This is a genomic window from Streptomyces sp. NPDC029122 (genome assembly GCF_055569445.1).
In genome coordinates this window covers 26921-48943 of sequence record NZ_JBVHWK010000011.1, presented here as the reverse complement: position 1 = coordinate 48943, position 22023 = coordinate 26921, and the positions used below count along the sequence as shown (strand labels likewise).

Sequence of the window (22023 nt, the reverse complement as noted above, 5' to 3'; positions counted from 1 at the left end):
CGCTCCGCGAAGGGGTGCGCAGGACCCGGCCGGGCGGGCCGGCGGCGTCAGAGGCTCGCGGCCCAGTCCAGCCCGTGCTGGTTGTACGCGCGCACGATGCGCCGTACCTCGTCGGCGTCGGCCAGCGTCACCGCGTCCACCAGCTCGTTGTGCCCGTCCCAGAGCGCGGCCCGCAGTTCCGGGGCCCCCTGGAGGTGGGGCACCGAGAAGACCCAGCACTGCACGCGGATGCGGTGCAGGAAGTCCGAGATGTAGGTGTTGCCGGCCAGTTCGCTGAGCTCCCGCCAGAAGCGCAGGTCGTAGCCGATCAGCACTTCGAGCGAACCGCTGCGCGCCGCTCGCCGCGCCTCCTCCGCACGGCGGCGCACGGAGACCAGCAGTTCTCCCGTGCCGATCGGGGCTCCGCACTCGCCGAGCCGCCGGAAGATCCCGTCGAGTACCAGCGTCCGGGCCTCGATCATCCCCCGGAAGTCGTCGACCGTGTAGACCCGCACCCGGAAGCCCCGGTGCTGCACCGACTCCAGCAGTCCCTGCGCCGAGAGGTCGACCAGCGCCTCGCGCACCGGGGTCGCCGAGACCTCGTACTGCTCGGCGATCTGTTTCACGGTGAACTCGGTCCCCGGAGGGAGACGCCCCGCGAGCACCTCGTCACGCAGCGCGTCCGCGATCTGCTGCCGAAGGGTGTTGCGGGTGACGCCTCCGCTCCGGCTGCCTGGCATAGGGGGTCCGTCTCCTCCATAGAGCTTCGGACACCTTAGGCCAGACAGCGCGGCTGAAACCGAGCGGTCTAGGACCGGTATGCGGATATGTCGCCCGCTATCCGGACCCTCACGCCCCGACCGTGTGGCGGTCGGCCACCGTCAGCGCCTCGTCGAGGAGGGCCAGGCCTTCCTTGGCCTCGGCTTCCGTCACGGTGCACGGCGGGACGACGTGTGTCCGGTTCATGTTGACGAAAGGCCACAGCCCGGACGCCTTGCAGGCCGCCGCGAATTCGGCCATGGGGGCGTTGGCGGCACCGGAGGCGTTGTACGGGACGAGCGGCTCGCGCGTCTCCTTGTCGCGTACGAGTTCCAGCGCCCAGAAGACGCCGAGCCCGCGGACCTCCCCGACGGAGGGGTGCCGCTCGGCGAGGTCGGCCAGCCCCGGGGCGATCACCTCGGCGCCGATGCGGGCGGCGTTGGCGACGATGCCCTCCTCCTCCATCGTGTTGATCGTTGCGACGGCGGCGGCGCAGGCCAGGGGGTGGCCGGAGTACGTGAGCCCGCCGGGGTAGGGGCGGGTGGCGAAGGTCTCGGCGATGGCGGCGGAGATGGCGACGCCACCGAGCGGCACGTAGCCGCTGTTCACGCCCTTGGCGAAGGTGATCAGGTCGGGGGTGACGTCCCAGTGGTCGGCGGCGAACCACGCGCCGGTGCGCCCGAAGCCCGACATGACCTCGTCGAGGACGAAGACGATGCCGTGGCGGTCGCAGAGCTCGCGCACGCCGGCCAGGTAGCCGGGCGGCGGGGTCATGATCCCGGCCGTACCGGGCACCGACTCGAGGATGATCGCGGCCACGCTCTGCGGGCCCTCGAAGGCGATCGTGTCGGCGAGGTGGGCGAGGGCGCGCTCGCACTCCTCGGCCTCGGTGGTGGCGTGGAAGGGCGAGCGGTAGAGGAACGGCCCCCAGAAGTGGACGACACCGGCGGAGGCGGTGTCCGAGGGCCAGCGGCGCGGGTCGCCGGTCAGGTTGATCGCGGCGGCGGTGGCCCCGTGGTACGAGCGGTAGGCGGAGAGCACCTTCTGACGGCCGGTGTGCAGCCGGGCCATGCGTACGGCGTTCTCCACGGCCTCGGCGCCGCCGTTGGTGAAGAAGATCTTGTCGAGGTCCCCCGGGGTGCGCTCGGCGATGAGGCGTGCGGCCTCGGAGCGGACGTCCACGGCGAAACCGGGCGCGAGGGTGCAGAGTTTGGCGGCCTGCTCCTGGACGGCCGCGACCACCTTGGGGTTCTGGTGGCCGATGTTGGTGTTCACCAGCTGGGAGGAGAAGTCGAGGTAGCGGTTGCCGTCGTAGTCCCAGAAGTACGAGCCCTCGGCGCCGGCGACGGCCAGCGGGTCGATCAGGGACTGGGCGGACCACGAGTGGAAGACGTGAGCGCGGTCGGCGGCCTTGACGGACGCGCCGGTGACATGAGGGGTCATGCGGTCACGCTAGAAGTGCGCAGGTCGGAAGGGATATCGGCGGACTGTATGGGGGTGGGGGGCCGCTCTCGGCAGTCTGTCTGCCGGCACCGTCATTGACAGCACACTCCCAAAATGACAGCCTTCTGTCATACATTTCGTCCTGCGTCCGGAGGCGAGCACCATGACCGAGACCCCCGCCAAGCCCGTCCACCTCGCGGTCTACGACACCTGGGCGGACTGGGAGACCGGCCACACCACCGCGCACCTCGCCCAGCGCGGCCACCAGATCCGCACCGTCGGCTTCGCCGCCGGCACTCCCGTGACCACGATGGGCGGGGTCCGGATCCTGCCGGACCTGTCCCTCGCCGACCTGCGGCCCGAGGACTCCTCGCTGCTGGTGCTGAGCGGCGCCGCGCTCTGGGACACCGGCGACGACCTGGCCCCCTTCGCGGCCAAGGCCCGCGAGTTCCTGGCGGCCGGAGTGCCGGTCGCGGCCATCTGCGGAGCCACGGCGGGCCTCGCGCGGGAGGGCCTGCTGGACGACCGCCCGCACACCAGCGCGGCCCCGTTCTACCTCGCGGAGCAGCCCGGGTACGGCGGCGCGGGGCAGTACGTGGAGGCCGACGCCGTGACGGCGGGCGACCTGATCACGGCGGGCCCGACCGAACCGGTGGCCTTCGCGCGGGAGGTCTTCGCCCGGCTCGGCGCGTACAAGCCGGACGTGCTCGACGCCTGGTACCGCCTCTTCCACGACTCCGACGCGAGCGCGTTCCCGGTCCTCATGGCGGCCGCGGAGGCGGGCGATGCCTGACCCGCTCTCCGTACCGGCCCGGCAGGACCTCCTCAGCCGCACCGCGCTCGGCGTCTTCCGGCTCAACGGGCAGTTCCTCTCCGTCTCGGAGGAACTGGCCCGCCCGGCCGGACTGACGGCCGCGCGCTGGCAGGTGCTGGGCGCCGTGCTGCGGGAGCCCCTGCCGGTCGCCGGCATCGCCCGGACCATGGGGATCACCCGGCAGAGCGTGCAGCGGGTCGCCGACCTGCTGGCGGCCGACGGCCTCGCCGAGTACGTCCAGAACCCGGCCCACCGGCGCGCGAAGCTGCTCCGCCCGACGGAGGCGGGCCGCGCCGCGGTCGCCCGCATCGACCCGGACCACGCGGCGCTGGCCACCCGGCTGACGGCAGCCCTGGGCGAAGCGGGCCTCGCCGAAACGGTCACCGCTCTGGAACGCCTCTCGGCGGCCCTGGCGGCCATCGCGTCGGAGGACCGGGAAGCCTCCTGAGCCCGGACGGGCGGCCACGGCCACGGCCGCCCCCTCCCTCCCTCCCTCCCTCCCTCCCGCTGCGGGCCGCACCGCACTACGCTCGCTCCGTCCGGCCAGCCCAGGGGGAAGGGACCACCCGGCGATGGAACAGCTCCACCCCGCCGATCCGCACCACATCGGCCCCTACCGCCTCCTGTCCCGGCTCGGGGCCGGCGGCATGGGCCAGGTCTACCTCGCGCGCTCCGACCGCGGCCGCACCGTCGCGGTCAAGCTCGTCCACCCAGGTCTGGCCCTCCGCGAGGAGTTCCGCTCCAGGTTCCGCCAGGAGGTCGCCGCCGCCCGGCGCGTCGGCGGCGACTGGACCGCGCCCGTCCTCGACGCCGACACCGAGGCGGTGACCCCCTGGTTCGCCACCGGCTACGTCGCCGGACCGAGCCTGCGCCAGGTCGTGGCCCACGACTTCGGCCCGCTCCCCGCCCGCACGGTACGGATCCTCGCGGCCGGACTCGCGTACGCCCTCCAGGACATCCACCGTGCCGGGCTGATCCACCGGGATCTGAAGCCCTCCAACGTACTGCTCACCCTCGACGGCCCCCGCGTCATCGACTTCGGCATCGCCCGCCCCCTGGAGGACACCGACAGCGGGATGACCCGGACCGGGGAACTCATCGGCTCGCCCGGGTTCATGGCCCCCGAGCAGGTGCGCGGCGAACCGGTCACCCCGGCCTGCGACGTGTTCTGCCTCGGTGCCGTCCTGGCCTACGCGGCCTCCGGGCGGCTGCCGTTCGGCGACGCGGAACACCCCGGCGGGACCGCCGCGCTGCTGCTGCGCATCGTCGAGGCCGAACCCGACCTGGACGGCGTACCGGTGGGGCTGCGTGAGCTCGTCGCGGACTGCCTGCACAAGGATCCCGCCGCCCGGCCGGACCCGGAGGCCGTCCTGGCCCGCGTGGGGGCGGGCGACACGGTGTCCGACGGGCGGGCCCTGGAACCCTGGCTCCCGACACCGCTCGTGGCGCAGCTGGGGCGGCAGGCCGTGCAGTTGCTCGACCGCGAGGACGCCGGGCCGGCGTCCGCTCCCGGCCCGGGGCCGGCCGGCGCCGCCCCGTGGGCACCGACGGCCACGGTGGCATCGGTGGTCCCTCCAGCCCCTTCCGCCCCTTCCGTCTCGGTGGGCCCGGTGGTTTCTCTGGCCTCAGAGGCCACGGTGGCCTCGGTGGTCCCGCCGGCCTCAGCGGTGCCGCCTTTGCCGCCCGTGCCGACCACGGCTCCCGCCACCACTCCCTTCCCGGCCCACGTCCACCACCCCTACGGGCCGCCGCCCGCCGTTCCCCCGTCCCGCCCGAAGACCGCGTCGACGGCGTTCCTCGCCGCGGTGGCGGTCGTCGTCGCCGCGGCCGCGGGGGGCACGGTGTACGCCGTGATGAGCGAGGATCCCGCGTCCCCGCCGCCGGTGGCGGCCACCGGCGGCCCGGGCGCCTCCACGGACGCATCGGGTTCCGCATCCGGATCCGGTTCCGGTTCCGCATCCGCTCCGGCCGCCGGGAGCCCGGGAAGCGGGACCCCGGCGGGCCGGCTCCCGCAGGCCTACGCCGGCACCTGGCGGGCCACCTCCGGCTCCACCAGCTGGCGCCTCACCCTCACCCCCGGCACCGTCGGCGACTCCGTCATGACCCTGCGGGTCGAGAACCCGGCGTACTCCTGCTCCTGGCGGGCCTCCCTGCGCAGTGCCCCGGATCCGGTGGAACTCGACTCCTCCACCGTCACCTCCGGAGCCCCTCCCACCTGCACCCCGGGCGGCTGGAGCCGACTGCTGCTGCTGTCCGACGGGAGCCTGCTCCGCGAGCTGGACGGGGGAGCCAATCCCCCTCTCAGGTATGACAGGGAGTAGCCGGAAGCCGTTTGTGTCGAAGTCAATAAGCCTGCAAACAGGCCTTGTTGCGTACGACGCGCCCATCGCACACTGCGGCACATGGAGCCCTTGAAGGTAGTGGCACAACTGTGGGAGCGGATCGAGGCACGCGACTGGGACGGCGTGGCCGGGCTCGTCGCCGAGGACGCGGTCATCGAGTGGCCGGTCAGCGGCGAGCGGATCGTCGGCAGAACCAACTTCGTCGCCGTCCTCAGCGACGAGGCGGACGGCACGGGCGGCACGGGAGCCGCAGGCGGAACCGGCGGCGCGGGCGGCACCGAGGAGCGGTCCATCGGCTCGGTCGAGGTCCTGCGCATCCTCGCGGACGGAGACCTCGTCGTCACCGAGGTGGAGATACCCGAGGACCACGTCCTCTACCGGGCCGTATCCCTGTGGACGGTGCGCGACGGACAGGTCGTCGGAGCCCGCGAGTACTGGACGAGCCCTGGACAGGACCCCGCGCCCCGCTGGAGAGCCGTTTACGTCGAACCCCTGGTGGCAGACTGAGCCGTGTGCTCACGCAACTCGCCGCGGCCACCGGCGTCCTCGCCCTGCTGACCCTCGTCCCCGGCCCCGACATGGCCATCGTGACCCGGCGGGCCGTCTCGAGGGGACGGGCCGACGGGCTCCGCACCGTCGGGGGGATCGCCGCCGGGCTGCTGCTGTGGGGCGCCCTCACGGTGGCCGGGCTCGCGGCGCTGCTCGCCGCCTCGGCCGAGGTGTACCTCGTGGTCAAGCTGGCGGGAGCGGCGTACCTCTGCTTCCTCGGCGCGCAGTCCCTACGCCGCCCGGGCGGCGGGGCCGCCCTGGACGACACCGCCCCGGAGCAGGGCGGCCGCGCCGCGCGCGGCCGCGGCAGTGCCTGGCGCACCGGCCTGGTCAGCAACGCCCTCAACCCGAAGATCGCCGTCTTCTACACCGGTCTGCTGCCCAGCCTCGCACCGCCGGACCTGAGCCCGGCGGCGGGGATGGCGCTTCTCGTCCTGGTCCACGTACTGCTGACGCTGGCCTGGTTGAGCACGTACGTCTACGTCCTGTCGCGCGCCCGGCGGTTCTTCACGCGGCCGCGCGTCCGCCGGACGATGGACCGGGCGACGGGCATCGTCCTGATCGGGTTCGGGGTGCGCGTGGCCACGTCCACGGCGTAGCTCCCGGGTAAGGGGCCGGGACCGGGCGGCTATGCGAGCAGGCGGTCGAGCTCCTCGGAGATGGCGGCCCTCGTCCCGTCGTGGCGGGGCGCCAGCGCGTGGCGGTCGCCGCGCCAGCACTCCTCGTCCTCGTAGAGCCAGACCGGCATCCGGACGAGGTCCTCGGGCTCCCAGTCGTACCGGGGCCAGATGTGGGCGTGCAGGTAGGGGTCGGTGTTGCCGAGGATCTCGATGTTCACGCGGCGGAAGGCCGGGTCGAGCCGCGCGCAGGCGCGCTCGACGGCCTCGGCGAGCCGCTCCAGGTCGGTGAGGTACGCGATCCGGCGCGCCGGGGCCAGCTCGGAGAGCCGGGTCACGGCGGGGTCGTCGGTCAGCAGCACCGAGTACCCGGGCAGGAACTGCCGGTCCCCGATGGCCGCGAATCCGGCGTCGAGTCGGCGCAGGACGGTGGGGTTCTCGCCCCGGTGGGCGCTGCCTATGCGGTCGTTCCGCCAGTCGGTCTCGTTCATTCAGAGACCCTAACCAACGGCACTGAAGGCCCCTTTGTCCGTCCGCGACCGTGCGCGGCCGGGTGCTGGTGTGCCCGTCACGGTGTTCGTGAACCGGTGGAGAACGGCTGTGGGCTGGCTCTCTGGTACTGCCGGTCATACCTGAGAGCCACCTCTGAAGCCCGCTCCGCGGCGTGACGCCGACGAGGGGTTCCGATTCCTAACTTCGTTGCGAGAGCGGGCGCCTGCCCGCCCTGGAGCGAAGGACAGGAAGAGGAACCCGACATGAGCACTGGCAGCCGCCTCCGCCGCACCCTGCTCGCCGGTCTCGTCGCCGCGGCCGTCGTGCTCCCCGTGTCCGCCGCCGCATCCCCGCGGATCCCCGCGCCGGCGCCGGGTGCCGTCCCCGAGTCCGCCACCCTGCGGAACCGGTACGCGGCCGCCCTCACCGGCATCACCGAGGCGGCGCGGACGGCCGCGGACGCGGGCCACGGCGGCCGGGCGACGAGACTGCGGGCGATGGCGGGGTCCGGAGCGCAGTTCCTCGCCTTCGACGGCCGCGGACAGGGCCGCGCGATAGAGGTGTTCGGCGATCTGGGCGGCGCGGACCGGATCGCGGTCCTGGTACCGGGTTCCGATACGAACCTGGACACCTACCAGCGCTTCCGCGAGGGGGCGCTCTCCCTCGAGCAGCGGCTCCGGGCCGAGCATCCACGCTCGGCGGTAGTGGCCTGGTTGGGTTACGACACGCCGGGCACGGTGAGCACCACCGTCCTGACCGCCGCCCGCGCCGACCGGGCCGCAGCCGAACTGCGGCCGTTCCTCACCGGGTTGCGGAGCGTGGCCCCGGCCAGCGCCCGGATTTCCCTGCTGTGCCATTCGTACGGCTCCGTGGTCTGCGGCCGGACCCGTACCGGCCCCGAGGTCACGGACATGGCCCTGTACGGCAGTCCGGGCACGGGAGCGGCCTCCGCGTCGGATCTGCCGACCACCGCCCGGGTGTGGGCCGGCCGGGGTTCCGGTGACTGGATCGGCGGTGTTCCCCATGTCCGGCTGGGCGGGGTCGGTTTCGGTACCGATCCCGTGGATCCCGCGTTCGGGGCGCGCGTCTTCGCGGCGGGCTCCGCCGGGCACAGCGACTACCTCAAGCCCGGCACCGAGTCCCTCGGCAGCCTGGCCCGCATCGTCCTCGGAGCGGAGGCCCCGCATGCGTAGGCTGCACCGCCGCTGGTCGGACCTCGCCGATCGCATCGAGGACGCGACCCCGGCCCACCGGGACCGGTCCGTGGACGCCCTGCGGGCCCTGGCGATCCTCGGGGTGGTCCTCGGGCACTGGCTGGTGACCTCGCTGACCAGTACCGACGGGGGTCTTCGCGGGGCGAGTCCGCTGGCCCACATGCCCTGGCTGGCGCCGGTCTCCTGGGTGTTCCAGACCCTGGCCGTGTTCTTCCTGGTGGGTGGGCATGTCGGGGCCCAGGGCTACGCGTCGGCGCGGGCGCGCGGGGTCACGTACGGGAGCTGGGTCCGCCGGCGCCTGGGCCGGCTGTTCCGTCCGGTGGCGGCGGTGCTCGTGCTGTGGGCCGTCGTGGCGGGAGGGCTGCTGCTGGGCGGCGCGGAGTGGGACACCGTCCGGACCCTGCTCCGGCTGGTGTGGTCGCCGCTGTGGTTCCTGCTGGTGTTCGCCGCGCTGACCGCGGTCACCCCGCTGGTGGCCCGGCTCAGCCCGCTGTGGCCCGTGGCCGTGGTGGCGGGGGTCGATGTGTGGAGGTTCGGCCTGGGCGGGCCGGAGTGGATCGGCTGGGTCAATGTCGCGGCGGGCTGGCTCGTCCCCTACACCCTGGGCGCCGCCTGGGCAGGGGGTGCGTTCGCCCGGCGCCGTCCGGCCCTGCTGCTGCTGGGCGGGGGCGCGGCCGCCACCGCCGCACTGGTCCTGTGGGGCGGATATCCGGCGTCGATGGTGGGGGTGCCCGGGGCGGCGGTGTCCAACCTGAACCCTCCGACGCTTGCCGCCGTGGCCTTCGGGCTGGCCCAGTGCGGGCTGGCTCTGCTGGTGCGCGGACCGCTGGCACGGGCCATGCGGCACCGGCCCCGGAGCTGGGCGAAGGTGGCCCTGATGAACCTGTCCGCGATGACCGTCTTCCTCTGGCACCAGACCGCGATGATGTCCGTCACCGCTCTCGGGCTGCTGGTCCCGTCCGACCTGCCCGGCCTGCACACGGTGCCCGGCACGGCGGGCTGGATAGCCGCCCGGCTGCTGTGGCTTCCGGTGTTCGCGGCGGCCCTGGCCGTCTGCTGGGCCGCTTTCCACATCCACGAACGGCCGCGCGGCCGCCGAACCCCGCGGACGGTCCGCACCGGGCCGGCGTCACGGCCCCGAGGCCCCCTGCGGCCGTCCGATCGGGAGGCCGCCCATGCCTAGTCTGGCCCGTGTGACCCAGCGATCCGTCCCGCCCGCCGAGCCGTCCACCGCCGAGGGCGGAGCCCTGCTCCAGGAACTGTTCACCCTGCGGCGGGATCCGCTCCCGAAGATGTCGCGGCCCCGGTGGCTGAGCCGGCTGCCGCAGGTGGTGGTCGTGTACCTGGCCGTCTTCTTCGGCTTCCTGACCAACCAGCAGCTCTTCGACCACTACCACGTCACGGGCGGACCGCCAGTGGTCATGTCCCTCATGACGGGACTGTCGATCGGGCTCGCGCTGTCGCGGCCGGTCGCCGCCTGGTGGCTCGGTCTGATCACGACCGGAGTGATCGCCTACGCGATCCACGATCACGTGGGGCCGGGGCAGACCTGGCCCTGGATGCCTGGCGCCGTCGTCGCCTTCGTCCCGCTGGTCCTGCTGGTCGCCCTGCGGGTACCGGCCCGGGTGACCGGAGCGGTCGTGGCCATCTCCATGGCCTTCACCGGCCTGGCCGAACTGCTCTTCAGGCCGGAGCGGAGCACCAGCAGCTTCTTCGTGACCGGCCTCGCCTTCGGCTTCGCCGGGCTCCTCGGATACGCCCTGCGGGCGACGCGGCTGGCCCGCGGCCGGCTCGTCGCACAGGAGACGCTGACGGAGGAGGAGCGGGCGCGGCGGACGCTGCTGGAGGAGCGCAGCCGGATCGCCCGTGAGCTCCACGACGTGGTCGCCCATCACATGTCGGTGATCTCCATCCAGGCGCAGGTGGCCCCGCACCTGGTGGAGAACCCGTCGGCGGAGCTGAAGGAGAACCTCGCGGGCATCCGGCAGAACGCGCTGGAGGCCCTCACCGAATTGCGTCGTGTCCTCGGCGTACTGCGCTCCGAGCAGGCCGACGATCCGGCGAACCCGCACCATCCGCAGCCCACCCTCGCCGAGCTCGACGGCCTCGTGGCCAACGTGCGGGGGGCGGGGCTGGAGGTGACCACCGAGATCGCGGGCATACGGCGACCGCTGGCCCCCGGTGTGGAGCTCACCGCCTACCGGATCGTGCAGGAGGCTCTGAGCAACTGTCTGCGGCACGCCCCCGGTTCCCGGGTGGAGGTGGGCATCGCCTACGGGCCGCGCGATCTGCACCTGTGCGTCGCGAACTCCGCCCCGACCCGGCCGGCCCCGCCCTCGCCCGGAGCGGGGCACGGGCTGCTCGGCATGCGGGAGCGGGCGGGCATGCTGGGGGGCGAACTGGCCGCGGGCCCGCGGCCCGACGGCGGGTACGAGGTGAGCGCCGTACTCCCCCTGGATCCGCCAGGAGGTTCGCCCTCCGAGATGAAGAAGGACGTATGAGCACTCCCATCAGGGTGATGATCGCCGACGACCAGATGATGGTCAGGCAGGGCTTCACCGTCCTGCTGAACGCCGAGCCCGACATCGAGGTGGTCGGCCAGGCCACGGACGGCGCGGACGCCGTGACGAAGGCCGGGGAACTCGCGCCGGACGTGGTCCTGATGGACATCCGCATGCCGGGGATGGGCGGTATCGAGGCCACCTCCGTCATCACGGGCACACCTGATTCGGCGGTGAAGGTCCTGGTACTGACCACCTTCGACCTGGACGAGTACGTGTACGAGGCGCTGCGCGCGGGCGCCTCCGGTTTCCTCCTGAAGGACGCTTCCGCCGACCAGCTGGCCGAGGCCGTGCGGGTGGTCGCGGCCGGGGAGGCCCTGCTGTCACCGAACATCACGAGACGGCTGATCACCGAGTTCTCCCGGCTGGGCGCTCCGCGCGCACCGTCCAGGGCGCGGATCGAGGAGCTGACGGAGCGGGAGACCGAGGTGCTGTCGCTCATCGCCCAGGGCCTTTCCAACGCGGAGATCGCCGCGCATCTCGTGGTGGCCGAGCAGACGGTGAAGACCCATGTGGGCCGGATCCTGTTGAAGCTCGGCCTGCGGGACCGGACCCAGGCCGCGGTGTTCGCCTATGAGACGGGGCTGATCCGCCCGGTGGGCTACTGAGGGCACCGTGTAGTACCTGAGGGGGACGCCGTCATATCCCCTTCAGCGGCGACGCGGTCGAGGGGGGCGGCGGCCTACGGTTTGGACATGACCGAGACGACCACCGGGGTGACCCCCCGGCCCCCCGAACTGCGGCTGGCTTCGGGCCTCATCCAGAGCCTGCGGGACGACCTGCTCACCGATGCCTTCGCCTACCGGCCGCTCCCCCTGATGCGCACGGACGGACCGCTGGTGCGCCGGCTGCCCCGGGGGATACGGCCCAAGGCGGCCTACCTGCCGCATGCGGTGGTGGTCGCCACGGCGTTCTTCGTGACCGTGCTCGCGAGCGCCGACAACATGTACGGCGGGCCGCCGCTCCAGTTCCTGTTGCTGGGGCTGCTGGCTGCGGCACCGGTGCTGATGACCCTGGTGCGGCCCGCGGGCGCGTTCTGGGTGGTGCTGGCCGTGACCACCGCCCTGTCGATGGTCTCCGACCGGACCATGACCTGGCCCTGGTCGCCGAGCACCTTCCTCGCGACCCTCGCCGTCATGACCTTCGTGGCCGTGCGGGTTCGGCCCCGGGCCGCCGGGTGGATGTGGGTCATCACCCTGCTGTACGGGACGGTCCTTCCGGTCCTGGTGGGGGACGGGGACGGCACCACGGTCGCGCCGATGGCCTTCTTCTCGGCGGTGGCCCTCCTGGCGGTGACGGTCCGCAACACCCGCAGGGAGGCGCGGCGGGCGGTCATCGCCCAGCAGGAGGTGACGGCCGTGGAGCGGGACCGGCGGACCCTGCTCGAGGAGCGGACGACCATCGCGCGGGAGCTGCACGACGTGGTCGCGCACCACATGTCGGTCGTGGCGATCCAGGCCGAGGCGGCCCCGTACCGGGTGAAGAATCCGCCGCCAGAGCTGGAGGCGGCCTTCGTCACCATCCGCGAGAACGCGGTGGCGGCTCTGACGGAGCTGCGCCGGGTGCTGGGCGTGGTGCGGTCCGCGGACTACGAGGCGCCGGACGCCCCGCAGCCGACGCTGGCCTCCCTGGACGGGCTGCTGGCCAATGTGCGGGAGGCGGGGCTGCGGGTGGACAAGACCGTCACGGGTGCGGTGCGCGAGCTGCCGCAGGGCGTGGAGCTGTCGGCGTACAGGATCACCCAGGAGGCCCTGAGCAACAGCCTGCGGCACGCTCCGGGTGCGGTGGCCGGGGTGGAGGTCTCGTACGTGCTGGGCGGCCTGGGGATACGGGTCGTCAACGGCCCGGCGGCCGGTGACATCCGGCCTTCGCCGGGAGCCGGGCACGGGATCACCGGAATGCGGGAGCGGGTGGCGATGCTGGAGGGGGAGATGACGGCCGGGGAGACCGCGGGGGGCGGGTACGAGGTGGCCGTCTTCATACCGGTGCGCAGCCGGCCCCAGTCCGAGGAGGAGCCGGCATGACGATCCGGGTGTTGATCGTCGACGACCAGATGATGGTCCGCGAGGGTTTCTCCGTCCTGCTGAACGCGATGGAGGGCATCGAGGTCGTCGGAGAGGCGGTCGACGGCAGGCAGGCCATCGCGCAGGTGGCGGCCCTGCGGCCGGACGTGGTGCTGATGGACATCCGGATGCCGGAGGTGAACGGTCTGGAGGCGACACGGCAGATCGTGGCGGCGGACTCGGACGCGAAGGTGCTGGTCCTGACGACCTTCGACCTCGACGAGTACGTGTACCAGGCGCTGCGGGCGGGGGCGTCCGGGTTCCTGCTGAAGGACGCCTCCGCCCGGCAGCTGGCGGAGGGGGTGCGGGTGGTGGCGGCCGGAGAGGCACTGCTGGCCCCGTCGGTGACGAAGCGGCTGATCTCGGAGTTCTCGAAGCTTTCGGAGGTGCGGAGGACGGCGGATCCGTCGGGGGTGGCGGAGTTGACGGAGCGGGAGACGGAGGTGCTGGTGCTGATCGCGCAGGGTCTGTCCAACGGGGAGATGGCGGACCGGCTGCTGGTCGCGGAGTCCACGATCAAGACGCATGTGAGCCGGATCCTGGTGAAGCTGGGGCTGCGGGACCGGACCCAGGCCGCGGTGTACGCCTACGAGACCCGGTTGGTGACGCCCGCTTAGCGCGGGGTCGCCCTTAGGCTGCGGGAATGGGTTTTGATCCGTGGGATGCCGCCTTCGTCGCCGATCCGTACCCCGCCTACCGGGAGTTGCGGGAGCAGGGGCGGGCGGTGTGGTGCGAGGCGACGGGTCAGTGGCTGGTGCCGCACTACGCCGATGTGAGCGCGCTGCTGCGGGACCGGCGGCTGGGGAGGACGTACCTCCACCGGTTCAGCCACGAGGAGTTCGGGCGTGAGGCTCCGCCGCCGGAGCACGAACCGTTCCACGTGCTCAACGGGAACGGCCTGCTGGACCTGGAGGATCCCGCGCACGCCCGGGTGCGGCGGCTGGTGTCGAAGGCGTTCACCCCGCGCCGGGTGGAGCAGCTGGCGCCGTCGGTCGAGCGGCTGGCCCGGGAACTGGTGGACGGGCTGCGGGACGCCGGAGGCGGGGACCTGCTCACGGCCGTCGCCGAGCCGCTGCCGGTGGCGGTGATCGCGGAGCTCCTGGGGGTCCCCAAGGCGGACCGGGGGCTGCTGAGGCCCTGGTCGGCGGAGATCTGCGGGATGTACGAGCTGCGGCCCGACGCGGAGACCGCGCGGCGGGCGGTGACGGCGAGCGTGGAGTTCAGCGCGTACCTGCGGGAGCTGATCGCCGAGCGCCGCAAGGAGCCCGGCGCTGATTTGATCTCCGGGCTGATCGCCGCCCACGATGAGGAGGGCCGGCTCAGCGAGCAGGAGATGATCTCGACCTGTGTCCTCCTGCTGAACGCCGGGCACGAGGCGACCGTGAACACCACGGTGAACGGCTGGTGGGCCCTGTTCCGCAACCCCGAGCAGCTTTCCGCGCTGCGTGCGCACCCCGGAGCGGTGGACGCGGAAAAGTTGTCCACAGCTGTGGATGAACTGATGCGCTACGACACGCCCCTCCAGATGTTCGAGCGCTGGGTGCTCGACGACATCGAGGTCGGGGACACCGTCATCCCCCGCGGAGCCGAGGTGGCGCTGCTCTTCGGGTCCGCGAACCGGGATCCGGCGCGCTTCGAGGACCCGGACGCGCTCGACCTGGAGCGGGCCGACAATCCGCACCTGACCTTCGGTGCCGGGATCCACTACTGCCTGGGCGCACCCCTGGCCCGGCTGGAGCTGGCGTCCTCCTTCGGGGCGCTGCTCGACGCGGGCGGCCCGCCGATGCGGCTCGTGCGGGAGCCGCAGTGGCAGGACGGCTATGTGATCCGGGGCCTGCGGGAGCTGCTGGTGGAGTTCTAGGGCCTGCCCGGGCAGCGCGGAGCGGGGCGCCCACCGGGTGCGCCCCGCCGCGGCCCGGCCGTACGCCGCCTCACCGGGGCAGCGTCAGCGACCACGCAGACCGCCGCACCGTCCACGTGCGCCGGCGCACCGGCCCGGCCAGGGCATGGTCGGCCCGGTAGCGGAAGCCCTCACCGGAGACCCCGGACACCCCCGGCACCCCCGACGCCCCGGGCACCCCCGAGTACCGGGACATACCAGACACCCCGGACACCGTGACCGCCTCCGCACGGCCCGTCAGCGGCGGCGCACCCGCCAGCCGGACCACCACCTCCGCCGGCCCCGCCCCGCCCCCGGCGGTCCGTACGGCCACGTCCTCCACGGGCCGGTCCCCGTCGGCCAGCACCACCCCGTCCACCTCGACCCGCAGCCGGTGCACCGGCCGCACGGGCGCCGCCGGGCCCGGCAGCAGCGTCCGCAGCAGCGAGCGGTAGCCCCCGCCCCGCCGTACGGCCGGCACCGGCGGGCTGATCCGCAGCCCGCCCAGCACCACGCCGCCGCCGTCGTCCACCAGCAGGTCCCGCGGCCGGGCCACCCCGTCCAGCGCCGCCCGGGCCGCCAGCACCGCCGACAGCGGCACCCCGAGCGAGCGGGCCAGCGCCAGGGAACCCGGCGCCCCCACCGGGACCAGCGAGACCACCCCGTCCCCCGGCTCCGGCTCCCGGTGCAGCAGCCCCACGGCCCGCACCAGGGCCCGGTCGTCCCCCACGATCACCGGCCGCCGATGACCCCGGCGGGCGAGGGCCCGCGCAAACTCCTCCTGCGAATCCGGGAGGCAGATTTTCGCCGCGGCTCCCGCTGACAACACATCCTTCGCGATTCGCACGGACTCGCCGTCAAGACGGCGGGCGACCGGGTCGACGAGCACGAGCAGGCCGCCTACCGGCGCGCCCGCATGGCTCATGACGGGCTCTGGAGCCGACACCTCGGTCCTTCCTCGGGTAGCATCTTTGTGCAAGAGGCCCTTGCGCTATTGCGCCAGGGCCTTCGTCTATTCCGGGGTACCGGTCCGACGGCTCAGCCTGCGGTGTACATCGTCGTACGCCCCCTGACCTTGGACATGCCCCATCCGGAAGAGGTGTACGCCTGTGCCCGCTCTTGTGCTGCTCGGAGCTCAGTGGGGTGACGAGGGCAAGGGAAAGGCCACCGACCTGCTCGGTGGATCCGTTGACTATGTAGTGCGCTACCAGGGTGGCAACAACGCCGGCCACACCGTGGTCGTAGGTGACCAGAAGTACGCGCTGCACCTTCTCCCGTCCGGCATCCTCTCCCCCGGATGCACCCCGGTCATCGGCAACGGTGTCGTCGTCGACCCGGCCGTCCTGCTCTCCGAGCTGCGCGGCCTGAACGAGCGCGGCATCGACACCTCCAAGCTGCTCATCAGCGGCAACGCGCACCTGATCACGCCGTACAACGTCACCCTCGACAAGGTCGGCGAGCGCTTCCTCGGCAAGCGCAAGATCGGCACCACCGGTCGCGGCATCGGCCCGACGTACGCGGACAAGATCAACCGCATCGGTATCCGCGTCCAGGACCTCTACGACGAGTCGATCCTCACCCAGAAGGTCGAAGCGGCCCTCGAGGGCAAGAACCAGCTCCTCGCGAAGCTGTACAACCGCCGCGCGATCGAGGCCTCCGCGATCGTGGAGGAGATGCTCCAGTACGCGGACCAGATCAAGGGCTACGTCGCCGACACCACCCTGATCCTCAACAACGCGCTCGACGACGACAAGGTCGTGCTCTTCGAGGGCGGCCAGGGCACCCTGCTCGACGTCGACCACGGCACGTACCCCTTCGTCACCTCCTCGAACCCGACCGCCGGCGGCGCCTGCACCGGCACCGGCGTGGGCCCGACGAAGATCAGCCGCGTCATCGGCATCCTCAAGGCCTACACGACCCGCGTCGGCGCGGGCCCGTTCCCGACCGAGCTGTTCGACGAGGACGGCGAGGCGCTGCGCCGCATCGGCGGCGAGCGCGGTGTGACCACCGGCCGCGACCGGCGCTGCGGCTGGTTCGACGCGCCGATCGCCCGCTACGCCACCCGCGTGAACGGCCTGACGGACTTCTTCCTCACCAAGCTGGACGTGCTGACCGGCTGGGAGGAGATCCCGGTCTGCGTCGCGTACGAGATCGACGGCAAGCGCGTCGAGGAGCTGCCGTACTCGCAGACGGACTTCCACCACGCGAAGCCGATCTACGAAACCCTCCCGGGCTGGTCCGAGGACATCACCAAGGCCAAGACCTTCGCCGACCTGCCGAAGAACGCGCAGAACTACGTGAAGGCGCTGGAGGAGATGTCGGGCGCACCGATCTCCGCGATCGGCGTCGGCCCCGGCCGCACCGAGACGATCGAGATCAACTCGTTCCTCTAGCCACGACGGCCAGGACGGCCACCACGGCCACCACGGCCACCCGCGTCCGAAGGGGCGGGGAGCGCACCGCGCACCCCGCCCCTTCGGCGTACCCGGGGCCTGAAGACACGATTCGGCAGACCCGCGCGAACACGTACCGCGTCCGACGGATCGCGTTCGGTACAGTCGGCCCATTCGTCACCCAGGGCTGGGGATTCCATGCACGATCTCCGCGCGCCGGCGCTCCCGGCGACCCGAGGCGAGGCGCTCGACGCCGACGCCTACGCCGAGGACCTGCGGGCCCGCCGCGCGGCGGTCCGCAACGGCGATTCCTGGCGGCTGGAGCGGCTCCAGCACTTCGAGGAGACCGGCAACCCGGCCCGGGAGGCACTGCGCCGGGGCGACTGGCGGGAGGTGCTCCGGCTGATCGAGGCGGAGCGCACCACCGCGCGCAGGGCCGCCGACGACGACAGCCGCAACGGCTCGCCCCTCCGCCGGCTGCGGGTGGTGGAGGAGCCGCTGTCCCCGTACGTGCAGTGGCGGCTGCACTGGCTCCACATGCGCGCCGAGGCCGGGCACCAGACGCGGGTGCTGTCCGCCGAGGAGTTCTCCTTCGCCGAGGCGGCCGGCGGCGGCCCGCTGCCGGAGATCGTGATCCTGGACGGCCGTGTCCTGTACGAGGTCCTCCACACCCCCGACGGCGTCCACACGGGCAGCCGCCGGTACGAGGACCCGGCGATCGTCAAACCCTGGGAGGTGTACGTGAGGCGGGCCTACGCGAGGGCCGAGGACCTGCGGACGTACTTCACCCACTCCGTCGCGCACCTGCCGCCGCCCCCGGCGGCTTGAAAACTTCCCGGATCCTCCTCCCCGGACCTGTCACATCCGCGCTCTTCCGTCCGTCAGTGCTGTGAAGACACCGACTGAAGGAGAGCAGCAGCCATGACGAACACCTCCGCCACCGCCACCCCGGTCTCGCGGATGTCCGACCCGGGCGAGTTCGTGCCCGAGCTGAGCGACATCAGTGCCGCCCTCTTCCGCGCCACCGGCAACCGCTCGGTGCCGCGCACCACGATCAGCCTGGTCCACCTGCGTGCCGGACAGATCGTCCGCAACACCTACCTGACCGTCCTGAACACCGCCTTCCTCCGCAAGGCCGGGGAGACGGAGGAGCGCATCACCGCCGTCTCCTCCTGGCAGGACGCCCCTTACTTCACGGAGGCCGAGCGCGCCGCGCTCGCACTGGTGGAGGCCACCCTCCAGCCCGCCCCGCACGGCGAGGAGCGCGTCCCGGACGCGCTGTACGCGGAGGTGGCGAAGCACTACGACGAGAAGGCGCTGGCCACCCTCACCATCGCGATCGGCCAGATCGGCTTCTTCATCGCCGTGGCCGTGATCGGCAAGCCCCAGCCGGTGGCCTCCCTCGCCGACCAGCAGTGGGACTGAGGGCCGGCGGCCGCTGCCGGGTCAGGACACCAGCGTCTGGTCCTCCAGTTCGGTCAGCCGCACCGTGCACAGGCCGCCGCGCTCGGTCTTCACGTCCGTGACCTTCAGCTGCGTCCCCGGGGAGAGGATGAACTCCTCCTCCTCGGTGAACGCGGAGAAGTCGCGGATGCCCACCGCCCGCGCGGGCACCACCTCGAAGAGCGTCCGCTTGCCGCGGCTGCCGAGGAACCCCCGGGCCACGCCGAGCTTGGGCGTGCAGGAGGACACGCCCCACCAGGTGACGGTGCGGCCCATCGGGTACTGCGCCCGCAGGTCCAGCGCCACACCGCGGTACAGCGGCTCCGTGCGGGCGGGCAGCCCGGAGACCGCCGCGAACAGCAGCCGCAGGTACGGCAGGTACGGGACGAGGCGCGAGCGGTCCGGGTCGCGCAGGGCCGCGTTGATCTTCCGGTAGAACGCGGACTCGCAGGTGTAGAGGTGGAGGGCGGAGACCGCGTCGGCGGACAGTCCGCCGGCCGCTCCGTCCGCCCGCGCCTTGCCGAACGCGTACGACTCGTCGACGTGCCGGCCGAGACCGGACAGCACCTCGGCGACGGGCGCGACGGCGTCCCGGAACTCCATGAGCGGGGTGTCGAACACCCCGGTGATCGCGGGGAGGACGAGCCCCTCGTCCTTGACGCCGGCGAGGCGCTCCAGATACAGCTGGTGCAGTTCCATGGTGGACGCGATGAAGGCGCCCATGCGGGCGGCGACGTCCTCGCCGTCCGTCCCGCCGGTCCCGGCGGCGGCCCGCTCGTTCCACCCCTTGGCCGGCAGCCAGTCGACCGGGTCCGCGCCCACGGAGGCGAGGGCGTCGTTGACCGTCGCGAAGTGGTCGCCGTCGCAGAAGATGTCGCCCTGGGCCGCGGGATTGGCGTGGTCGATGTGCCGGACCTCGACCCCGGGGTACTTCTTCTGGAGTTCGAGGACGACCTTCTTCAGGCTGCGCGCGTGTGCCCCCCACCAGGCGAAGACGACGCCGCGGTCCTCCTCGTCGGCGTCCTGCTTGGCCTTGAGGATCTCCTCGACGATCCGCTCGGCTACCGGCCGCCAGAAGGCGGTGTGCGGATCGGCCCCGCCGCGCGCCCCGTCGCTCGCGGCGGTCAGCGCCGCGTTCAGCAGGAGCACGCCCTGGGTGAGCATCGCCTGGAACCATTCCGGCGGCTGCACGGTGTCCCGCTCCTTCAGGAGCGCGCGTATGTCGGCGATCGGGGTCTTCTTCGGAATTCCGTACTTCCACATCGCCGCCGCTTTGATGATGCAGCGAATGCTGACGACCCTGCCGAACTGGCTGTCCTTCCAGTCGTGGAAGGTGTTGTCGAACATGGCTATGCCGGTGGCGCTTTCCGGCCTGGGATACGGATTCTGCCCGAAGACGACTACCTTCCACTTGTGCGGCGGATTCGGCTTGAGCGCCTGGAAGGTCAGTTCGCGGACGGGCACGACTTCCGGACCGCGGCCCGCACCGATGAACGCGGCGGCGTTCGGCTGCGCCTCGATGACCGGCTTGAGCAGCGGAAACCACGGTTCGCCGCCGCCCTTGAACAATTCGGCCAGGGCCAGCGGGTCATTGGGGTCGGGCTGTGCGGCGGGGGCCGGGGAATTGGTTTCGGGCATGGTGAGGAACTCCGAAATGTCGAACCGGACTTCGAATCTTTCCGCAGGCTAGCAGCGGCCACTGACACCGCTGACCGACCGTCATCGGCTGCTGTCCGGAGGCCGATTGTCAGTGGCCGCCGCTAACGTGGTGAGCGGTCGGAAAGACCGATTCCCGATAGGAGTGGATGATGACCGAGGACCGCGTGCAGCCTGCGCTCAGGGTCGTACTGACCGACGTCAACCCCGGTGTGGTGGAGGCGTGGCGGGCCGCCTTCGCCGACACCCCCGGGATCGAGATCCGCCGGGGATCGATCCTCGACGAGGACGTCGACGCGTGGGTCAGCCCGACCAACTCCCGGGGGCGCATGGACGGCGGGGTCGACGCGGCCGTCAAGCGGTTCCTGGGAGCCGGCATCCAGCTGCGCGTGCAGCGGGCGATACGCGACCGGTTCGCGGGCAGCCTCCCGGTGGGCAGCGCGGTGTGCGTGCCGTCCGGGGCGGTCACCCCGCGGTTCCTGATCTCGACGCCGACGATGGAGACGTCCTCGCAGAACGTCAGCGAGACCCTGAACGTGGCCCTGGCCTGTGCGGCCGCCTTCCAGGCGATCCACCAGCAGAACGAGACGCGGCCCGGCAGCATCCGCTCGGTGGCGCTCGTCGGCATGGGCGCCCGGACCGGTCGCGTACCGGCGCGGGTCTGCGCGAACCTGATGTGGACGGGCTACACGCTCTTCAACGACCACCGCTTCGAGGACTACGACGACCTCCGCGCGACGATCACCGCGCAGCTGGACGACATAGAGAGCGCCCCGGCCGGCAAGCGCGTCCGCATCACCCCGCCCCGGCGGGCCGCGTCCCGCCGCTGACCGGCCGCTCCACACCGCGGGCGGCTACCAGGCCAGTTGGGAGATCTCCTCCGCGACCACCGCGCAGGCGTCCGCCGCCGGATCGATCAGGGGGAAGTGGCCGACGCCCTCGACCAGGGTCAGACCGACCATCTCGCCCGCCTTCGCGGCCGCGGCCACGTACGACTCCGCCACCGCCGGCGGGACCACGATGTCCTCCCGCCCGTGCACCACGGTGGTGGCGATGCCCGTGGGGAGCAGCGCCGCCGGATCGGCGAAGGGCAGCCGGGCCTCCCAGTGCTCCGGCCCGCCCAGCAGCTGCGCCGACGCGCCGCCGCACACGCCGCGTTCCTCCGCGACCCCGAAGTCCGCGATCGGGGCCAGCGCCACCACACCGCGCAGCGGCGGCGGGCCGGACAGCCGCCAGGGCGCGCCGTACGGCAGGACGTGCCGCGCCGCCGCCCACAGCGCGAGCTGGCCGCCCGCCGAGTGGCCGGCCACCACGGTCCGCCGCGAGTCGGCGGCGGGCAGGGCGGCCGCGGCCAGGCCGGGCAGGGCGTCCATGGCGGCGGCCACGTCGTCGAAGGTCTCGGGCCAGCGCCCGGCCACCGGCCCCTCGGCGTCCTGGTGGGGCAGGGAGCTGCCGCGCCGGTACTCGACGTTGGCGACGGCGAAGCCCCGCCGGGCGAGGAGGTCCGCGAAGGGGGTGATGTGCTGCCGGTCGTACGGGGCCCGCCAGGCCCCGCCGTGCAGGACCACGACCAGCGGGGCGGAGCCGGCCGGGCCCTCGCCGCGCGGGGCGTAGAAGTCGATGACCTGGTCGGGGTGGTCCCCGTACGCGGCGCTCGCGTCGGGCGCGACCGGGGGGTGGGCGAAGGCCGAGGCGGCCTCGGCGGCGTCCCGTTCGACTGCGGGGTCCGTCATCGGCTCAACCTCTCGGTAACGCGTGGGACAGGGGGGACAGATGTTCCGGTGTTCCGACAGAGCGGGACCGTACCAGGCCTGCACGC

General features: G+C 72.6%; 22 protein-coding genes. 16 read left to right on the top strand and 6 right to left on the bottom strand.

What is annotated here, in order from left to right:
• Positions 1 to 47: 47 nt before the first annotated feature.
• Both ACZ4WZ_RS15680 and ACZ4WZ_RS15675 read right to left on the bottom strand, forming a co-directional pair.
• Positions 48 to 719 (bottom strand): GntR family transcriptional regulator, encoded by a 672-nt coding sequence (locus ACZ4WZ_RS15680; RefSeq protein ID WP_467890249.1) that lies wholly within the window; start codon positions 717 to 719, stop codon positions 48 to 50.
• 109 nt (positions 720 to 828) lie between these two features.
• Positions 829 to 2181: an aminotransferase class III-fold pyridoxal phosphate-dependent enzyme gene (locus ACZ4WZ_RS15675; RefSeq protein WP_467890246.1), complete on the bottom strand. Its 1353-nt coding sequence runs from the start codon at positions 2179 to 2181 to the stop codon at positions 829 to 831.
• Between the two features lie 163 nt (positions 2182 to 2344).
• On the opposite strand from ACZ4WZ_RS15675, the gene ACZ4WZ_RS15670 reads away from it, so the two are divergent.
• The 5 genes from ACZ4WZ_RS15670 (at position 2345) to ACZ4WZ_RS15650 (ending at position 6485) form a co-directional block, all read left to right on the top strand.
• Positions 2345 to 2974 (top strand): DJ-1/PfpI family protein, encoded by a 630-nt coding sequence (locus tag ACZ4WZ_RS15670; RefSeq protein WP_467890243.1) that lies wholly within the window; start codon positions 2345 to 2347, stop codon positions 2972 to 2974.
• Positions 2967 to 3443 (top strand): MarR family winged helix-turn-helix transcriptional regulator, encoded by a 477-nt coding sequence (locus tag ACZ4WZ_RS15665; RefSeq protein ID WP_467890240.1) that lies wholly within the window; start codon positions 2967 to 2969, stop codon positions 3441 to 3443. Before ACZ4WZ_RS15670 ends, ACZ4WZ_RS15665 begins: the two co-directional genes overlap by 8 nt.
• Positions 3444 to 3567: 124 nt before the next feature.
• Entirely contained in the window at positions 3568 to 5316 is a 1749-nt protein-coding gene (locus tag ACZ4WZ_RS15660) for a serine/threonine-protein kinase (protein WP_467890237.1), read from the top strand.
• Between the two features lie 81 nt (positions 5317 to 5397).
• Complete coding sequence (locus ACZ4WZ_RS15655; RefSeq protein WP_467890234.1) at positions 5398 to 5844, top strand: nuclear transport factor 2 family protein; 447 nt, start codon at positions 5398 to 5400, stop codon at positions 5842 to 5844.
• A gap of 5 nt (positions 5845 to 5849) precedes the next feature.
• The gene (locus tag ACZ4WZ_RS15650; RefSeq protein ID WP_467890231.1) at positions 5850 to 6485 is read left to right on the top strand and encodes a LysE family translocator; all 636 of its coding nucleotides are present in this window, start codon (positions 5850 to 5852) and stop codon (positions 6483 to 6485) included.
• Between the two features lie 29 nt (positions 6486 to 6514).
• On the opposite strand, the gene ACZ4WZ_RS15645 is transcribed toward ACZ4WZ_RS15650, so the two are convergent.
• Positions 6515 to 6994 (bottom strand): HIT family protein, encoded by a 480-nt coding sequence (locus tag ACZ4WZ_RS15645; protein ID WP_467890228.1) that lies wholly within the window; start codon positions 6992 to 6994, stop codon positions 6515 to 6517.
• Positions 6995 to 7258: 264 nt separating this feature from the next.
• Here ACZ4WZ_RS15645 and ACZ4WZ_RS15640 point away from each other — a divergent pair, with 264 nt between their 5' ends.
• The 7 genes from ACZ4WZ_RS15640 to ACZ4WZ_RS15610 all read left to right on the top strand — a co-directional run bounded on the left by ACZ4WZ_RS15640 (position 7259) and on the right by ACZ4WZ_RS15610 (position 14694).
• Complete coding sequence (locus ACZ4WZ_RS15640; protein ID WP_467890226.1) at positions 7259 to 8188, top strand: alpha/beta hydrolase; 930 nt, start codon at positions 7259 to 7261, stop codon at positions 8186 to 8188.
• A complete protein-coding gene (locus ACZ4WZ_RS15635; RefSeq protein WP_467890223.1) occupies positions 8181 to 9392 on the top strand; it encodes an acyltransferase family protein in 1212 nt (403 codons plus the stop codon). The genes ACZ4WZ_RS15640 and ACZ4WZ_RS15635 overlap by 8 nt, the downstream gene beginning before the upstream one ends.
• Positions 9393 to 9402: 10 nt before the next feature.
• Positions 9403 to 10710: a sensor histidine kinase gene (locus ACZ4WZ_RS15630; RefSeq protein ID WP_467890220.1), complete on the top strand. Its 1308-nt coding sequence runs from the start codon at positions 9403 to 9405 to the stop codon at positions 10708 to 10710.
• Positions 10707 to 11378: a response regulator gene (locus ACZ4WZ_RS15625; RefSeq protein WP_467890217.1), complete on the top strand. Its 672-nt coding sequence runs from the start codon at positions 10707 to 10709 to the stop codon at positions 11376 to 11378. The genes ACZ4WZ_RS15630 and ACZ4WZ_RS15625 overlap by 4 nt, the downstream gene beginning before the upstream one ends.
• Positions 11379 to 11465: 87 nt before the next feature.
• Entirely contained in the window at positions 11466 to 12794 is a 1329-nt protein-coding gene (locus tag ACZ4WZ_RS15620) for a sensor histidine kinase (RefSeq protein ID WP_467890214.1), read from the top strand.
• Positions 12791 to 13450, top strand: coding sequence for a response regulator (locus ACZ4WZ_RS15615; protein WP_467890211.1), 660 nt, complete (start codon positions 12791 to 12793; stop codon positions 13448 to 13450). The genes ACZ4WZ_RS15620 and ACZ4WZ_RS15615 overlap by 4 nt, the downstream gene beginning before the upstream one ends.
• A 26-nt stretch (positions 13451 to 13476) precedes the next feature.
• A complete protein-coding gene (locus ACZ4WZ_RS15610; RefSeq protein ID WP_467890208.1) occupies positions 13477 to 14694 on the top strand; it encodes a cytochrome P450 in 1218 nt (405 codons plus the stop codon).
• A gap of 70 nt (positions 14695 to 14764) precedes the next feature.
• Here the strand turns inward: ACZ4WZ_RS15610 and ACZ4WZ_RS15605 are convergent, their stop codons facing one another.
• Complete coding sequence (locus ACZ4WZ_RS15605; protein ID WP_467890526.1) at positions 14765 to 15637, bottom strand: diacylglycerol kinase; 873 nt, start codon at positions 15635 to 15637, stop codon at positions 14765 to 14767.
• 184 nt (positions 15638 to 15821) lie between these two features.
• On the opposite strand from ACZ4WZ_RS15605, the gene ACZ4WZ_RS15600 reads away from it, so the two are divergent.
• The 3 genes from ACZ4WZ_RS15600 to ACZ4WZ_RS15590 all read left to right on the top strand — a co-directional run bounded on the left by ACZ4WZ_RS15600 (position 15822) and on the right by ACZ4WZ_RS15590 (position 18530).
• Positions 15822 to 17105, top strand: coding sequence for an adenylosuccinate synthase (locus ACZ4WZ_RS15600; protein WP_467890205.1), 1284 nt, complete (start codon positions 15822 to 15824; stop codon positions 17103 to 17105).
• Between the two features lie 198 nt (positions 17106 to 17303).
• Positions 17304 to 17933, top strand: coding sequence for a DUF6879 family protein (locus ACZ4WZ_RS15595; RefSeq protein ID WP_467890202.1), 630 nt, complete (start codon positions 17304 to 17306; stop codon positions 17931 to 17933).
• A gap of 93 nt (positions 17934 to 18026) precedes the next feature.
• The gene (locus ACZ4WZ_RS15590) at positions 18027 to 18530 is read left to right on the top strand and encodes a carboxymuconolactone decarboxylase family protein (protein ID WP_388933356.1); all 504 of its coding nucleotides are present in this window, start codon (positions 18027 to 18029) and stop codon (positions 18528 to 18530) included.
• Between the two features lie 21 nt (positions 18531 to 18551).
• Here ACZ4WZ_RS15590 and ACZ4WZ_RS15585 read toward each other — a convergent pair whose 3' ends face one another.
• Positions 18552 to 20186, bottom strand: a complete 1635-nt coding sequence (locus ACZ4WZ_RS15585) for an ADP-ribosyltransferase domain-containing protein (protein ID WP_467890199.1) — start codon at positions 20184 to 20186, stop codon at positions 18552 to 18554.
• Between the two features lie 170 nt (positions 20187 to 20356).
• On the opposite strand from ACZ4WZ_RS15585, the gene ACZ4WZ_RS15580 reads away from it, so the two are divergent.
• Positions 20357 to 21034, top strand: coding sequence for a macro domain-containing protein (locus ACZ4WZ_RS15580; RefSeq protein ID WP_467890197.1), 678 nt, complete (start codon positions 20357 to 20359; stop codon positions 21032 to 21034).
• A 24-nt stretch (positions 21035 to 21058) separates the two neighbouring features.
• On the opposite strand, the gene ACZ4WZ_RS15575 is transcribed toward ACZ4WZ_RS15580, so the two are convergent.
• The gene (locus tag ACZ4WZ_RS15575; protein WP_467890194.1) at positions 21059 to 21937 is read right to left on the bottom strand and encodes an alpha/beta hydrolase; all 879 of its coding nucleotides are present in this window, start codon (positions 21935 to 21937) and stop codon (positions 21059 to 21061) included.
• Positions 21938 to 22023: the final 86 nt, after the last annotated feature.